Below are 15730 nucleotides of genomic sequence, written 5' to 3' on the forward strand. Positions count from 1 at the left end.
AGCCTCGCAACAAAGCCCCCCAGATCAATCCCTAACGATGCCAGCGCTGGTCGTCATAATGATGGCCGCCGTGCCAGCCGCCGTGGGGGAAAATGATGCAGCCGCTCAGGGACAGGATGGCGAGCAGGGGAATCAGCAGTGTGATTCGACGCAACATGTGTGAATCCTCATGGTTGACGCCGTGAAGCTAAAACGCGTCATCGGCTGTAACATGAGGCCCCGCTTGCTGCTCGCCATCCCCGGAAAAAGGTAGGGATTTGGCATGCATGCGGATACACAGCGGATACATTTTCAGCTGCATGTTCTGGTTTGAGGAAAGGCAATGACCCAGTCGCAACGTTTGAAATACTCGATTCTGATCTCCCTGGTGGTCCTGGCGATCATGTTTGGCTTGTCGTATTTGCAGAATACCGGGGTCATCAGCGAGAAGCTGTTCCAGTACATCGCCATTGGCGTGGCGGTGGTCGTGGTGGTGATCAATGGCGTGATGCGTCGCAAGGTCAAGCCCTGAGCGACGCCCCGCAGCGCATTACTCGCCGTGCAGAATGGCGGCAGCCTGCGGATGCAGGCTGTAGCTCTTGTCCGCATGGAGGACGATCACCCCTTCGCTGCACAGCCTTTTCAACACTTCACGCACGCTGAGAAAGGACAGGGGAATATCCAGGTCCAGCAGTTGGCTGTGCACGCCGCGAACACCCAGGCTGCGGTCGTTTTCAGCGGCGTTGAGCAAGGCGTCGATGACTTTCAGGCGGATCAGGCTGGTGCGCAGGCCAAAGTGCTTGAGCAATACGCGAATGCGCTCATTGCCGTTTCGCTCGGTGCGCGAATCGAACAGGCGCGGCGCCATGGAAGTGCCAATCAGTGCAGCGCTACCGTCCGTTGGCAGTTGCGAGTTGTACATGCAAAAACTCCTTTGTCAGAGCCTGAACCGGATTGATTTATTGGGTGCTCTTACCAATAAGACGTATGAGTCAGGCAAATCATGAAGCGCGGCATGTAGAAATTTCGTTGTTGCCACGTCGAAAGCCCGTGAAGTCTCCGCAGAATCGACCTGCGGTGCCCTAAATTTTTCCTCCTGATTTCGTTGTTTCCCTGTAGGAGCGAGCACGCTCGCGATGGAAGTTCAGACGCCCCGGGCATCCAGACATTCAGCGTTATCGTTAACGTCCATCGCGAGCATGCTCGCTCCTACAGTTACAACAAAACCAGATTTCTGGCATGTATCTGAATCAGGAGCGAGCGTGATCATTACCAGGCAATTCACCCGATTGAGCCTTGCCGTCGTGTTGGCGGGCTTGAGCCTTGCCGCCCCTGCGCGCAGCCAGCCGGAACAGGCGACGGCCGATATCCGCCGCACCAGCTTCGGTGTACCGCATATTCGCGCCGACAACGAGCGGGGGCTGGGCTACGGCATCGGCTACGCCTACGCGCAGGACAACCTGTGCCTGCTGGCCAATGAAGTGGTCACGGTGAACGGAGAGCGTTCGCGGTACTTCGGCCCGGAACAGTTCACGGTCGAGGAGCGTGAAAACCAGGTCAGCGATGTGTTTTTCAACTGGTTGAATACGCCGCAGGCCGTCGAGGCCTTCTGGCAGGCGCAATCCACCGAGGTGCGCGACCTGATGCAAGGCTATGTGGCGGGCTACAACCGCGGGCTGACCGAGCGTCGCGCGCAGGGGTTGCCGCAGCAATGCCAGGGCGAATGGGTGCGGGAGATCAGCGTCCAGGACCTGGTCAAACTGACCCGTCGGCTGTTGGTCGAAGGCGGCGTGGGGCAGTTCGCCGAGGCGTTGGCCGGCGCCACGCCCCCCAAGGCGGCCGCGAGCAATGCCGGCGCCTCCGCAGCGTTTCAGGTGGCCGAGCAGCGCATTCAGCGTTTTGCCCTCGATCGCGGCAGCAACGCGGTCGCCGTGGGCAGCGAGCGCTCCTTCAACGGGCGCGGCATGTTGTTGGCCAATCCGCATTTCCCGTGGGTCGGCGGCATGCGTTTCTATCAGATGCACCTGACCATTCCCGGCAAACTGGACGTGATGGGCGCCGCGTTGCCCGGCCTGCCGATGATCAACATCGGCTTCAATCAGCACCTGGCCTGGACCCACACCGTGGATTCGTCCAAGCACTTCACCCTGTATCGCCTGCAACTCGATCCGAAGGATGCGACCCGTTATCTGCTCGACGGCCAATCCCTGCCGATGCAGCAGCAGACCGTCACGGTGAAGGTCAAACAGCCTGACGGGCAGACCCAGGCGGTTTCGCGCGTGGTCTACAGCTCGCAGTTCGGGCCGATCGTGCAGTGGCCGGGGAAACTGGATTGGGATCACCAATACGCCTACAGCCTGCGCGATGCCAACCTGGAAAACGACCGGGTGTTGCAGCAGTGGTACGCGATGAACCGGGCGAGCAGCCTCAAGGCATTGCAGGCGTCGGTCCACAGCATCCAGGGCATTCCGTGGGTGAATACGCTGGCGGCGGATGACCAGGGGCAGACGCTGTACATGAACCTGTCGGTGGTGCCGAACGTCAATGCGGCCAAGTTGGCGCAATGCAGCGATCCACGCGCCGGGTTGCAGCTCATCGTGCTCGACGGCTCCAACAGCGCCTGCGCCTGGGACATCGACCCGAAGGCCGCGCAGAAAGGTATCTACGCGGCCGACCAGTTGCCGCAACTGCTGCGCAAGGATTTCGTGCAGCACTCCAACGACTCGGCGTGGATGGCCAACCCGGCTCAGCCGCTCACCGGTTTCTCGCCGCTGATCAGCCAGGACGGCCAGCCGCTGGGCCTGCGTTCACGCTTTGCGCTGGATCGCCTGGCCACGCTGAACACCGCCGGCAAGATGGCGGCGGCGGACCTGCTGCACATGGTGATGGACGATCAGGTGTATCAGGCCGGGCAGGTCATGCCGGACCTGCTGCAATTCTGCGACAAGGGGCTGGGCGCCGATGCCCCGGCACTGGGCGGGTTGTGCACCAGCCTCAAACGCTGGGATCGCCACGCCAACCTAGACAGCGGCCTGGGCTTCGTGCATTTCCAGAACCTCATGGCTGCCCTGCAGGAAACACCGGATGTCTGGCGAGTGGCATTCGATCCGCAGGACCCGCAACGTACCCCACGCGGCCTGGCGATCGATCGCCCGGAGGTGGCGAAGGCCTTGCGCGAGGCGATGCTGGCCTCCGCCGAGCAGGTCAAAACCTCGGGATTGGCGGCTGACAGTCGCTGGGGCGATATCCAGGTGGTCAGCAGTGGCGGCCAGCAGACGCCGATCCATGGCGGGCCGGGCACGTTGGGCGTGTACAACGCGATTCAGAGCGTGCCGCGAAGCGACGGCAAGCGCGAGGTGGTCAGTGGCACCAGTTATCTTCAGATCGTCACCTTCGACGACAAAGGCCCCCAGGCCAAGGGACTGCTGGCGTTCTCGCTGTCCAGCGACCCGGCGTCGAAACATGCCAGCGACCAGACTCAGGCCTTTTCCAGGAAGCAACTGAGCGTGTTGCCCTTTACCGAACAGCAGATCACGTCGGACCCGCACTATCAGGTCCAGACGATCCGCGAGCAGGATGATCCGGCCGCGAAGGTAGCCCGGCAGTAAGGCGACTTGTGATGGTGTGATACAGGAGGGCCGCACCCCATAAGGGTGGCGGCCTTTCAGCTTCTAGGGGTTTGCTGCGGAATGGAATTGAGGACCGGGTTGCCGTCCTTGTTGCGGGTCAGGTACACCGGCAACACCTTGGGCAGCATGCCCACCAGGTTGTCGAGTTCCTTGATGTTGTAGATGCCGCCGAGGCGGATCGCGCCGGTGCTGTTGTCGGCCAGGACCAACGGCTTGTTCAGGTAGCGATTGATCAGCGGCAGGGCGTCGGACAACGCCAGGTCATCGAGCACCAGCTTGCCTTGGCGCCAGGCCAGTGACGTGTCATTGGCGTAGGTCTGGCTGATTTGCGGGATGAAATCACCGTGTTTGTAGCGCGCCTGCATCGACGGCTCCAGGCGCAAACCGTCGCCCGGCAGGTCATCGTTGCTGCTGACCAGGACCGAGCCCTCGATCAGGTTCACCCGCACCTGGTCTTCATACATCCAGACATTGAACTGGGTTCCGGTGACGCGGATCTTGCCTTCGGCTGCCCTGACGATAAACGGATGGTTGGCGTCGTGGCTGACACGGAAGAATGCTTCGCCTTTCTTCAGCGTGACCCGGCGCTGATCCTTGTAATTGCTGTAGGTCAGCTCGGTGCCCAGGTTGAGTTCGACCTGGCTGCCATCGCCCAGCGTCACCTGACGCGTTGAATTGCTCGCCTCGAAATGCTCGTAGGCATTGGGCAGCCAGCCCAGGTTCCAGCCGGTGTAGGCCGCCAGGGGCAAGGCCAGCGCGCAGACGGCGGCGGCCATGGCGAGCGGACGCCAGGACGAGGCGGGCTGACGTTGCGTAACGGGAAGCACAGGCGCAATGGTTTCCGTGCGCGGCAAGTCTTCGGCGACCACCCAGATCTCCAGCATGGCCTCGTACTCGAACGCATGCAGCGGGTGGGCGTCACGCCACTGCTCGAACGCCTGGCGCTCTTGCTCGGTACAGTCGCAGGCGTGCAGACGCATGCACCAATGCGCAGCGGCATCGGTAATGGCGTCGTATTCGGCTTCTGAGAGAGGGCTGTCGGTCATTGACTCTTCCTGATTTCCTACATTCTACCCTTGAGAGGAAGTCGGCGAGAACAGCCGTCATGGCATTTACCCATCAAACAGCTGTTTATTTTCGCTGCAGGCGATGAAAACCGGGCTTTCCAGGCATTATCCATAAACACAGTGAAAAAAAAGTCATGCGCAGGCCATCAGGTCTGCGCATTTTTGTTGAGGGTGTTGAAGACGAGCCTCAGGTGGGGTCGAGCTGGCGTCCCATGGCACAGATCAAAAACGCGAGCGAGTCGGCATTGCGCAAAATGACATCGATTCGGGAGGAGGGATCGACCCGGTTCAAGAACGCGCTGCGCGCCTCATTCATTGTTTTACTCTTGGTGAGGGTCAGGATTGCCTTGCCTACATGCTCCAGCCCCGGGATCGAATCCAGGCTGATCCATTTGCTCAGCGTGCTGTTCCACTGCGCAAACAGCTCTTCGCGAGGGGAGGCCAGCGACAGGGCGGCGCGCTGAAAATCCTCCTGAGTCTGTTTCATCGCGGCGCCATAGCCAGTGATGGGGGCAATCAGGTCGCTGAACGGGCGCCTGGCCTCCAGCGTCGCGATGTCCAGCGCCTTCGAGTAGATATGGGCAAATTCATGGATCAGGGTGGCAGCCTGGCTATGCCCGTCAACGTTGAAAGACTCGGTCAGACACGACTTGTACCAGTCGAGACCCTGATCGAAAAAACGCTCGGTGAAATGCACCAACCGCCGGTCGTCATCGTCCAGAACGAAGGCAATCAGGTCGCTGCCCAGGTGTCGGGTCGAGCCGACCACAAAACGCTCGGAGTTCAACAGGTCTTCGCCGGGGTCCACCAGGGCGTCGCAGATCGGCACGATGGCTCGTTTGATCCTGTCGAGCAGGTCGACATCGACGCGGGAAACATCGAAGAAACCTTTGAGGAAGGTATCCAGCCGTGTGCCCGGGAGCAATTTGCGCAGTTGCGCCAGGTTGTGCAGGCTGTTGAACGCGTAAAACCGCGCCATGTCGATGGCCTGCATGATCATCCGGGCTTTTTTCGGGTGCAGGGTGCGGATCTCGTCCATGCCCCGGGCTTCAACGTTTAAAACCCTGCGGGTCTGCTGGTCGTTCGCGTAGCGGTTGAGCAAGGTCGACAAGGCTTTGCCGTAGTGCACGGTGTGCGCGTCCAGGTCAATCGCCAACTGCCGGCTCGGGGTGTGCGTCAGGAAAGGTCCGTTCGCCTCGTCGTTGAGGAGGCGCCAGGCGACACCTGGTTTGGCTACGCGATAGACCTTGCCGGCAATGGCGGCGTAGCGGTTTTTCGTCGTGGATTGGACATAGGTGCCATCGCTGAGGTCTTTTTTCAGGTCTTTCAGCGCCACGGTCGACACTTCGAAGGGCTGCAGCGCGGTGCGTGCCGGTGCGGTGGGGCGCAGGTCCGACCAGGGTCGATCGGCCGGGGGCGTTTCCACCGGTGGGCTGGACGTCGGCGCAGGGTTGAGCAGTGGCGCATCCAGCGACAGTTTCCCCAGCGATACCATTTGCGCGCCACCGCCGATGAATGACTTGAGGGCGCGCCGCCAGTGACGATTCTGCAGGGCCTCGGCCGAATCCTTGAAGTCTTTGTAGGCACCCCATAGAAACCGCAGGTAGGCCAGCTTGCCGGGCAGAATGCCGGCGATCAGTTTGATGCCGGCGCTGAACAGGTGCTTGGCAGCCTCCCAGTCCGACTGGCCGGAAGCCCGGGACTGACTGCCGAGCAGATGGGTCAGCAGGCGGGTGTTGTCGCCGAACCAGTGGGTCAGCAGATGACCGTCGATGGGCGTGCTGCCCAGGGTCATCTCGCTCACTTCATCGACGCTGGACGCCAACAGGTTGCGGAACGATGACTGGTCGGTGTCCGGCAGGCGGCGAAGCACCAGGTCCTGGAGGGCGCCCGGGGTGTTGATCGCCGCGACCACGGCAGCTTCATTGGCGAATTCGCTGAACAGCGGGCCGCTGTGGTAGGGCGCATACAGGATGTGCGGCCCGGTTTTCCCAGCGCTGGTGCTGATCAGGTACAGGCCCAGGGCCCGTACGGCTTTGGCCCCGGTGGTCTTGATCAGCTCCAGCGGCCGCACTATCGCGTGGGCACCCGCCACGGCGGCGCGGGCGGTGGCGTCCGGCATGTCCAGCACCTGGGTGATCAGGTCGAAAGCGCTGGAAGACAGGTGTTGCTGCAGTTTCAGGCTGTGGGCGTGATGCAGCAGTTGCCAGGGCAGTTGCTGAACGAAACGTAACTGGCGTGGGGCGGCCTTGGCGCCGGAGAGCGCGTCGGTGATGGTTTTTGCATAGTCACCGGGGATGCTCAGCGACAGCAGCAATTGGCGGACGGTGGCCGGATTGAGGCTTTCCGGCAGAGCTCGCGTGGTGTTGGAGGTGACCCGGAAACCGGTGCCCTGGGCGATATTGATGTGGTTCAGGGCGAATTCGGTCAGGGGCTGCGCCGCTCCGGCCAGCGCCAGGTTGGGTGTGATCGCGATCTCGTCAGGCGTCAGCGGGTGCCCGGGGAACCGCTTCGCCAGCAAGCCCTTGAGGGTTTGGCGAACATGATCTTCCAATGTCGGCAGACCGTGCAGGTAATCCTTGTCATCGGCCACGCTGTGGCGGTACTGCTCCAGCAATTCGATGTGCAGTTGCTGCTCGTCGACCGGTGCCTGACCCAGCCAGGCGGGCAGAGATTGCTGGTGGCTGATGGCGTCGGCGATCCACTTCGCCCGGTGCAGGTTGGTGTCGACGAGTGTCTGGGTCAGAGCGTAGAACGCCTTGTTTTGCCGGGCGGCGCTCAGCTTCAACGAGCGCAGTTGCGCGCAGCGCGCGAGGAACAGGTCAATGGCCGATTGCATCAGGTGGTGCAAGACGTTACCCGAGATCAGTTGAAACGAGTGCAGCGAGTAGCGGCGATGGAACAGGCGCTGGTCCGGGGCGAGGTTTTCCAGCAGGACCAGGCGCTGGTCGGGGTCCAGCAGGCGCAGGTTCAGTTGCTGGCGGGCGATGGCAAAGGATTCGAAGACTTCCAGACCTGCCGCCGGTGTCCACAGAATGGCGCGTCCGGAGTGCTGCGCATCGAGGCCGCCCCGCTCGGTCAGCATGACGCATTGGGCCACTGGCAGCAGCCTGTGCTCGCCGGAACATTCAAGGACCGGGGAAAAGGCATCCGGGTAGAAGCCGCGAATGGCGGGACGGCTTTTTCGATCTGGCCGGTCCGGGTTGAAGACCGTATCCACGAGGAACCAGTCAGGGTTGCGCAGGTGGGCGCTGAGCTCGCGAAGAGCGGCTTCACCGCGCAGGCCGACGGACAGCACATGGGCCAAGCGTGGCTTCATCTTTTCCAGGTACGCCCGTTGCGGCGCCGGCGCTGCCACCGGTTGTGCGGCAAATTCGCTGCGCACCGGCAGCTCGACATCCCGATAGGTCTTGGCATGAACCGTCGCCGTATCCGCCAGCACCCTGGAAGGTTGCTCGCCCGACAGTACCGGGCGGGTGCTCCAGCGGCCCTTGGCGTCCAGCGACAGCAAGTGGTCGCTGACCATGGAGCGGATATCCAGCGCCTTGTCGAAAAAGGCCTGGATATCGACGCTGCCGTCGCTGTGGCGGAACACCTGAAAGGCGTACTCGAGGTTTTGCCGCTGCTTGTCAAGGATCGCCTCGAAGAGGCGGGTGAACACCGCGCCGGTCAGGACCGCGCCCGACACTTGCGCCTGTTCGAAACCGATGAAACGCGCGCGCTCTTCCAGGCTCAGGAGTTCATACAGCTCATCGTCGTGGCCGGCCGTCGTCGACTTTTCCTGCAAGGTGTTTTTCAGGTCCTGATAATTCTTGAGCACCTGCAAGCCTTGCGCAGGGGTGTAGAGAAATGCGTTGGCGCTGTCCGGGCTGATCATCAGCGAACCGGCCAGTTCGACGTAGTTGGCCGGGTATTCCCAGAGGCGCACCGTTTCGAGGGTGAGTGCCGAGACCGAGCCAGTGCTGTCGTCGATCAGGGGGTGCAGGGCACGGGCCTGTTCGGCGGAGATGGCCTGGGTTTCGCGCTTGAGCAGCAACTGCGCCCGGGCCTTTTCCCGCAAGGCCCGGCTGAAAAAGGCGCGGCGGGTGGCGCCGTCCAGGCTCACGTCATTCCAGAAGCGCTGCAGGTGTGCCGCCAGATGACCGGTCAGGTTGTCGGCGGCGCGGGTGATCAGGGATTCCCACTGCTGCTGGTCGGTGGTCTGGGCCTTTCTCAGCGGATGGTTGAACTCCGGGCGCTGCCCGATCGGCCAGCGCCGGTGGCGGTAGTACGAGAGGAGCGCCTCGCTCAGAGACCGGGAGCCGATCCAGCGCCGGGTGGGGACATGGCGCGGGGTGGCTTCGGCGTAGAAATCGACCCGGGTGCGACGCTGATCCAGGTCAGGGAACGTCGATTTCAACGCTTCGTCCAGCAGCGTATCGAGCATCTTGTCCAGGCTCGGCAGCTGTAACAGTTCGTCGAGCATTGCCTGGTCGTTGCCGTGCTGGTTGCGGGTGATGAGCGCCTGCTGGTCGCTGAAAACGTCCCCGTCGATGGTCTCGACGCCGACCTTGAGGTCATTGGACGCCGCCAGCGTCTTGCGCGCCGACAAGCTCATGAACGCCAGCAGGTCATCGTCTTCACCGGCGCCGTCGAGCTGGCGCTTGAGGTGTTCGGTCAGCAGGGTGCGGCTGGCGAACTTGCGGATACCGCCGTGGGGGGTGTAGAGGATTTCGCCCTTGTCGTCCGGCGTCGAACTCAACACGAAGCAGCCCGCAAGCGGTTGCGACAGCGAACCGGTGCTGACCCGGATACGCTCGGCGAGCATCGGCTGCGTCTGCTGGCTGCGCAGGGTGTGGCTGGCCAGCTTCACGTGGCTGAGCCACTGGAAATCCTTGAGTGTCAGCCCGTGGATTTTGCCCAGGTCAGTCCAGGCGCCGGGTGATTGCAAGGCCTGGGGGAACAACAAAGGGGTGTCAGGTGCAGGCATGGTCGAGTCTCGTGCAGGGCGCCGCTGGATGCGCCGTTGGGGTGAGCCTCGAGACTAAAAGCTGCCGCCGCCGTGCAGGCGGTAGATAGTTAATGCACCCTCGATGGATCGCGTGGTGTTCCGGTAGCGGGCAGAGGTTGACAGGCTGCCGGTCTGGCGTGGTAAATCAGCGGTCTCACACGCTGTTGCCCCCTCCAATAATCAGTCTGGAGCTTCAGATGTCTGCGCCACACGATCAAGTGTCTACTGCTGTCTCGCAAAACCTGGCCCTCGACGAGCTGACGGGGTTGCTTGAGAAGATCTTTCTGCGCCATGGCACCTCGCCAGAGGTCGCCCGGGTGCTGGCGCACAACTGTGCCGGGGCCGAGCGGGACGGAGCGCACAGCCATGGTGTCTTCCGCATCCCGGGTTACGTGTCGACCCTCAAGAGCGGCTGGGTCAACGGCCAGTCCGTACCGGTGGTCGAGGACGTGGCGTCCGGTTTCGTGCGTGTCGATGCCGGCAACGGTTTCGCCCAGCCAGCCCTGGCGGCCGCGCGCGACCTGCTGGTGGAAAAGGCCCGCAGCGCCGGCATCGCGGTGCTGGCGATTCGTAATTCCCACCACTTCGCGGCGTTGTGGCCGGACGTCGAACCGTTCGCCTATGAAGGGCTGGTGGCGTTGAGCGTCGTCAACAGCATGACCTGCGTGGTGCCGCACGGCGCCGACCGTCCACTGTTCGGCACCAACCCGATTGCCTTTGCCGCGCCACGGGCCGACGGCGACCCGATCGTCTTCGACCTGGCGACCAGCGCCATCGCCCATGGCGATGTGCAGATCGCCGCGCGCAAGGGCGAACGCCTGCCGGCAGGCATGGGGGTGGACGGCCTCGGCCAGCCGACCCAGGACCCGAAGGCGATCCTCGAGGGCGGCGCGTTGCTGCCGTTTGGCGGGCACAAAGGCTCGGCGCTGTCGATGATGGTGGAGTTGCTGGCGGCGGCGTTGACCGGCGGCCATTTTTCTTTCGAGTTCGACTGGTCTAACCACCCTGGCGCCAGGACGCCATGGACCGGACAACTGTTGATCGTGATCGACCCGAGCAAGGCGGCAGGGCAGAGCTTCGCCGAGCGCAGCCAGGAACTGGTGCGGCAGATGCATGGCGTGGGGCTCAAGCGATTGCCGGGGGATCGTCGGCATCACCAGCGGGCGAAATCCGTGGCACAGGGGATTGCGCTGGATGAAGCGACGTTAGCGAATCTGCGTGAATTGGCGGGCGACTGACAGGCTGCAAATCCGCTCACAGGGGGCACTCCCCGTGGAACCGAGCGGGCTCGTTCCACGGGGAGGTTCGTCTTACTTGCGGCCCAGCAACAGGCCCACGACCAGACCAAACCCGGCGGAAATCGCCACGGTCTGCCACGGATGGCCGCCAATGTAGGTCTCGGTGGCTTCGACCGCCGGCAGGGTACGGTCGCGAACGCTGGTCACCGAATCGCGTGCCTGCTGCAGTTTCTGGGCAATCTGCCCACGCAATGTGTCGGCTTCCTCGCCGACCAGCGAAGCGCTGCTCTTGAGCAGTTTCTCCGATTCTTCGATCAACGCCTGAAGCTCGCTGAAAGCCTGATCCTTGATTTGATCTTCGGCGGCTTGTGCGATGGTTTTTCGGGCCATTGGTTTACTCCTTGAGGATGAATGGGCAGTGAGCAATGGAGTCTGTGTTGACGGTAAAAGTTGCAGTGATTTTGCCGGCAGGCCCGATCCTGGAAAAATCCAGCGCGGGGGATTTCTTCCTACAGTGTAAGATGACGGCTATTTACGCAGCAGGAAATTCCCATGAGCTTCAATCTGGCCAACAAACCCCTAGCCGAACGTGCGGCGCTGGAAGACGAGAAGTCGCGCCTGTTCGAACTCTGGCAGAACAACCTCGGCAAAGCCAAGGGCGAAGCGGCACGCTTGTTCGGCGAGCGCTCCAAGCGCAAAGGCAAATGGGCTGAATGGGTCCGCGCCGAGCTCGACGGCATGTCGCCTCCGGAATACGCCAACATGGTGCGCAGCGAAGTCAATCGCTTGATGGCGGCCAGCAAGTAAGGTCGGCCCTCAGGCGAAACAGGCAATGATCGCCTCACGAACTTTCAACACCACAGGATCCAGCTGTGCGCTGGTGCGCCAGCCCAGTTCGACCGGATAGCGCGGCAGCGCCAAGGGGCAGGGCAGCAAGGCCAGGCCGCTCAACGCGGCGATGCTGCGCGCGGCATGGGTCGGGATGGTCGCGACGGCCTGACTGCCCTTGAGCAGATGCGGCAGCGCCGCGAAATGCGTGGTCGACGCGCACACGCGCCGGCTCAAGCCCAGCGCCGCCAGCCCCTCATCGGTGATCCCGATAAAACCGCCCGAGGACACCAGAATGTGCTCGCGCGCGACGAACTCTTCCAGACTCAAGCGCTGTTGTCCTTCGGCCAGGCTGATCGGATCGACCAGGCACTGGTAATCGCCTTCGCCCAATACCTGCCGGCTGAGCAGGCGTTCGGCAAATCCGCCGGCGGTGATCGCCAGGTCGATGCTGCGCTCCATCAGCGCCTGGGCGACGATCTGGCTGTGGGTCTGGCGAAAGATCAGGCGCAGCTTCGGCGCGCAGCGGGCAATTTCTTCGATCAGGCGCCGGCCATAGGCGATCTCGAAATCATCCGACAACCCGACCGTCACCGAACGGCCGTCGTATTGATGTGCCGCAGGATCGACCATCGCCAGGCTCTGCCGGCATTTATTCAGGGCTTCGCTGACTACCGGTTTCAACTGGTTGGCCTTGAGGGTGGGCGCCAGTCCGCGACCGGTGCGCACGAACAGTTGATCGCCATACACCTCGCGTAACCGGCGCAAGGCCGCGCTGACGGCCGATTGCGTCACGCCCAGGCGCAGCGCCGCACGGCTGGCGCTGGACTCCTCGTGCAAGGCTTCGAACACTTTGAGCAGGTTGAGATCCAGGGTCGCGATATTCATAGGCTTCATATCATTCAGCAGCGAGACGGGCTTTATTCATGATCCCGTGGGGCCTGAGAATGAGCAACACCTTAAATGAATGGAGCGGTCGCAATGCCCAAGTCAATCGTTGCTGCGTTGCAAATCGGCGCTTTGCCTGGCGGCAAGGCCGATACCCTGGAACAGATTCTCTCGTACGAAGGCGCCATCGTGGAATCGGGTGCGGCGCTGGTGGTCATGCCCGAAGCGTTGCTTGGCGGTTACCCGAAAGGCGAGGGGTTCGGCACCCAACTGGGTTATCGACTGCCCGAAGGTCGTGAAGCCTTCGCCCGCTATTTTGCCAACGCCATCGACGTGCCCGGCGCGGAAACCGAAGCGCTGGCCGGGCTCGCCGCGCGAACCGGGGCCAACCTGGTGATCGGGGTGATCGAGCGCGCCGGCAGCACCCTGTATTGCACGGCGCTGTATTTCGATCCGCAGGCGGGGCTGGTGGCCAAGCATCGCAAATTGATGCCCACCGGTACGGAACGCTTGATCTGGGGCAAGGGCGATGGTTCGACCCTGCCGGTGATCGACAGCCAGGTCGGGCGCCTCGGCGCGGTGGTGTGCTGGGAAAACATGATGCCGCTGCTGCGCACCGCGATGTACGCCAAGGGCATCGAAGTGTGGTGCGCGCCGACGGTCGACGAGCGTGACATGTGGCAGGTCAGCATGCGCCATATCGCCCACGAAGGCCGGTGTTTTGTGGTCAGTGCCTGCCAGGTCCAGGATTCCCCGCAAGCGCTGGGCGTGGAGGTTGCCAACTGGCCGGCGGACCGCCCGTTGATCGCCGGCGGCAGTGTGATCGTCGGGCCGATGGGCGACATCCTGGCCGGGCCGCTGCGCGGTGGCGCTGGATTGATCAGTGCTGAAATCGACACCGACGAGCTGGTTCGCGCGCGGTATGACTACGACGTGGTGGGCCACTACGCGCGGCCGGACGTGTTTGAGTTGACGGTGGATGAGCGCCCCAAGCCGGGGGTCATCTTCAACAAATGACACATGCCCTCTGTGGGAGGGCGCTTACCAGGTGCCTGTCGCGGCACCCGGCAAGCTGAGTTTGCCGCTGTCGGTAAAACGCTTGGTGCCAAACAACCCGCCCGCCAGTTTCCCGCGCAACACGTAGGGCAGGTTGTTCAGGGTTTGGGTCTGGGTCAGGCCCAGGGTCTGGCGCAGCACCGAGAAGGCCGAGACGCTCACCGGCACACTCAGCACCGTCTCGGAAAAACGCGCAATCGATCCCGACTGGTCGCTGACACCGGAGGCCAGGGGCTGGCCATTGACGGACAGGTCCAGGGCCACGCCGTTGTAGTCGATGGCCGTTTCATTGGGGTTCTGCACGCGGATCTTCACGGCGAAACGCACTTCCATGTCCTGGCTGGCCAGCGGCTCGAAACCCACCACGTTGATGTTCAGCGGGTCGCGGTCGGGCAGCAGCGCGCAGCCGCTGAGGGTCAGCAGCAGGAGGGACAGGATGACGGCGGGGATGCGGCGCATGGGCAAGCTCTCTCAAGGAAAAAGGCCGAACCCCCGGGGGCTCGGCCTTGAGCTTGCCTAGCGGTTCAACTGTGCGACAACCTCGGGCGACGCGGGTTCACCCTTGGCCGGAACATCCGGGTTTTCCATGACCTGCAGAATCGAGGCTTCCGGGTCGAAATCGTCTTCTTCCAGCTCGATGAATTCCTCGGGCAGGAAGATATTCAGCACGATAGCGCACAACGCGCCGACGGTGATCGGCGATTCGAAGATGTTGTGCAGCGCCTTGGGCAACTCGCGCAGCACCTCCGGCACCGCCGCTACGCCCAGCCCCATGCCGATGGAAATGGCCACGATCAGCATGTTGCGCCGGTGCAGGCCGGCTTCGGCCAGGATCTTCACGCCGGCTACCGCCACGGTGCCGAACATCACCAGCTCAGCACCGCCGAGCACTGGTTTGGGCATCAGTTGCAGCACCGCGCCTATCATCGGGAACAGCCCCAGCACCACCAGCAGGCCGGCGATGAACAGCGCGACGTAGCGACTGGCGACGCCGGTCAGCTGGATCACGCCGTTGTTCTGGGCGAAGGTGACCATCGGCATGCTGTTGAACACCGCCGCCATGGCCGAATTGAGCCCGTCAGCCAGCAGGCCGGACTTGATCCGGCGGATGTACACCGGGCCTTTCACCGGCTGCCGGGAGATCATCGAGTTGGCGGTCAGGTCACCGGCGGCCTCCAGCGGCGACACCAGGAAAATCACCGCCACCGGCACGAACGCCACCCAGTCGAAATTGAACCCGTACTTGAACGGCACCGGCACGCTCATCAGCGGCACTTCGGGCAGGCTGGCAAAGTCCACTTGCCCCATCAGCCAGGCGACGAAGTAGCCCAGCGTGAGGGCGATGACGATGGCGCCAAGGCGCAGGAACGGCACATCCACCCGGTTCAACACCACGATGGTGCCCAGCACCAGAGCCGCCAGCCCCAGATGACTGGCCGCGCCCAGGTCGCTGGCGCCGAAACCGCCGGCGATATCGGTCATGGCCACCTTGATCAGCGACAACCCCATCAGGGTGATGATCGTCCCGGTCACCACCGGCGTGATCAGCATCCGCAGCTTGCCGATGAACTGGCTCAACACCACTTCGATGAACGCGGCGAAAAAACACACGCCGAAGATCGTCGAGAGGATTTCATCGGTGCCGCCACCCCGGGCCTTGACCATGAAGCCAGCGCTGAGGATCACGCTGATGAAGGAAAAACTGGTGCCTTGCAGGCACAGCAATCCCGAGCCGATCGGGCCGATGCGTCGCGCCTGGACGAAGGTGCCGAGCCCGGACACGAACAGCGCCATGCTGATCAGGTAGGGGATTTCGCTTTGCAGTCCCAGGGCGCTGCCCATGATCAGGGTCGGGGTGATGATCCCGACGAAACTGGCCAGCACGTGTTGCAGGGCGGCGAACACCGTGGCGGTCAGGTGTGGGCGGTCGTCGAGGCCGTAGAGCAGGTCGCTGTGGCGCGATGTTGAGGCTTTTTCAGAGGCGGTCATGGTGATAGGCGTGCCGAAAAGGGGGCAGGGTCGGAAAAGGGAGGCGCAGGATGCCAGAAAACTCGA

General features: G+C 62.7%; 13 protein-coding genes. 5 read left to right on the forward strand and 8 right to left on the reverse strand.

All coding sequences use genetic code 11. The features are described 5' to 3' along the window. Positions 1 to 31: 31 nt before the first annotated feature. Entirely contained in the window at positions 32 to 157 is a 126-nt protein-coding gene (locus tag QIW53_RS01745) for a hypothetical protein (protein WP_371047973.1), read from the reverse strand. A 165-nt stretch (positions 158 to 322) separates the two neighbouring features. Here QIW53_RS01745 and QIW53_RS01750 point away from each other — a divergent pair, with 165 nt between their 5' ends. Next, positions 323 to 511: a hypothetical protein gene (locus tag QIW53_RS01750; RefSeq protein ID WP_273917927.1), complete on the forward strand. Its 189-nt coding sequence runs from the start codon at positions 323 to 325 to the stop codon at positions 509 to 511. An 18-nt stretch (positions 512 to 529) separates the two neighbouring features. Here QIW53_RS01750 and QIW53_RS01755 read toward each other — a convergent pair whose 3' ends face one another. Further along, positions 530 to 901 carry a fe2+ zn2+ uptake regulation protein gene (locus QIW53_RS01755; RefSeq protein ID WP_371047974.1) on the reverse strand — a complete coding sequence of 124 codons (372 nt, stop codon included), beginning with the start codon at positions 899 to 901 and terminating at the stop codon, positions 530 to 532. Positions 902 to 1241: 340 nt separating this feature from the next. Here QIW53_RS01755 and pvdQ point away from each other — a divergent pair, with 340 nt between their 5' ends. Next, a complete protein-coding gene (gene pvdQ, locus QIW53_RS01760) occupies positions 1242 to 3587 on the forward strand; it encodes a bifunctional acylase PvdQ (RefSeq protein ID WP_371047975.1) in 2346 nt (781 codons plus the stop codon). 56 nt (positions 3588 to 3643) lie between these two features. Here the strand turns inward: pvdQ and QIW53_RS01765 are convergent, their stop codons facing one another. Further along, positions 3644 to 4654, reverse strand: a complete 1011-nt coding sequence (locus QIW53_RS01765; protein WP_371047976.1) for a FecR family protein — start codon at positions 4652 to 4654, stop codon at positions 3644 to 3646. Positions 4655 to 4862: 208 nt separating this feature from the next. Next, positions 4863 to 9644: a hypothetical protein gene (locus tag QIW53_RS01770; protein WP_371047977.1), complete on the reverse strand. Its 4782-nt coding sequence runs from the start codon at positions 9642 to 9644 to the stop codon at positions 4863 to 4865. A 218-nt stretch (positions 9645 to 9862) separates the two neighbouring features. Here QIW53_RS01770 and QIW53_RS01775 point away from each other — a divergent pair, with 218 nt between their 5' ends. Beyond that, positions 9863 to 10903 carry an Ldh family oxidoreductase gene (locus QIW53_RS01775; protein ID WP_371047978.1) on the forward strand — a complete coding sequence of 347 codons (1041 nt, stop codon included), beginning with the start codon at positions 9863 to 9865 and terminating at the stop codon, positions 10901 to 10903. 72 nt (positions 10904 to 10975) lie between these two features. Here the strand turns inward: QIW53_RS01775 and QIW53_RS01780 are convergent, their stop codons facing one another. Continuing rightward, positions 10976 to 11293, reverse strand: a complete 318-nt coding sequence (locus tag QIW53_RS01780) for a DUF883 family protein (protein WP_371047979.1) — start codon at positions 11291 to 11293, stop codon at positions 10976 to 10978. Positions 11294 to 11455: 162 nt separating this feature from the next. Here QIW53_RS01780 and QIW53_RS01785 point away from each other — a divergent pair, with 162 nt between their 5' ends. Then, positions 11456 to 11710 carry a hypothetical protein gene (locus QIW53_RS01785; RefSeq protein WP_371047980.1) on the forward strand — a complete coding sequence of 85 codons (255 nt, stop codon included), beginning with the start codon at positions 11456 to 11458 and terminating at the stop codon, positions 11708 to 11710. A gap of 9 nt (positions 11711 to 11719) precedes the next feature. On the opposite strand, the gene QIW53_RS01790 is transcribed toward QIW53_RS01785, so the two are convergent. After that, complete coding sequence (locus QIW53_RS01790) at positions 11720 to 12628, reverse strand: LysR family transcriptional regulator (protein ID WP_371047981.1); 909 nt, start codon at positions 12626 to 12628, stop codon at positions 11720 to 11722. An 84-nt stretch (positions 12629 to 12712) separates the two neighbouring features. On the opposite strand from QIW53_RS01790, the gene QIW53_RS01795 reads away from it, so the two are divergent. Next, positions 12713 to 13636 (forward strand): carbon-nitrogen hydrolase family protein, encoded by a 924-nt coding sequence (locus QIW53_RS01795; RefSeq protein ID WP_371047982.1) that lies wholly within the window; start codon positions 12713 to 12715, stop codon positions 13634 to 13636. 24 nt (positions 13637 to 13660) lie between these two features. Here QIW53_RS01795 and QIW53_RS01800 read toward each other — a convergent pair whose 3' ends face one another. Both QIW53_RS01800 and QIW53_RS01805 read right to left on the reverse strand, forming a co-directional pair. Further along, positions 13661 to 14134: an LEA type 2 family protein gene (locus QIW53_RS01800; RefSeq protein ID WP_371047983.1), complete on the reverse strand. Its 474-nt coding sequence runs from the start codon at positions 14132 to 14134 to the stop codon at positions 13661 to 13663. Positions 14135 to 14191: 57 nt separating this feature from the next. Beyond that, positions 14192 to 15664, reverse strand: coding sequence for a nucleobase:cation symporter-2 family protein (locus QIW53_RS01805; protein ID WP_371047984.1), 1473 nt, complete (start codon positions 15662 to 15664; stop codon positions 14192 to 14194). Positions 15665 to 15730: the final 66 nt, after the last annotated feature.

It is taken from the genome of Pseudomonas fluorescens, assembly GCF_041354075.1.
GTDB lineage: Bacteria > Pseudomonadota > Gammaproteobacteria > Pseudomonadales > Pseudomonadaceae > Aquipseudomonas > Aquipseudomonas fluorescens_CE.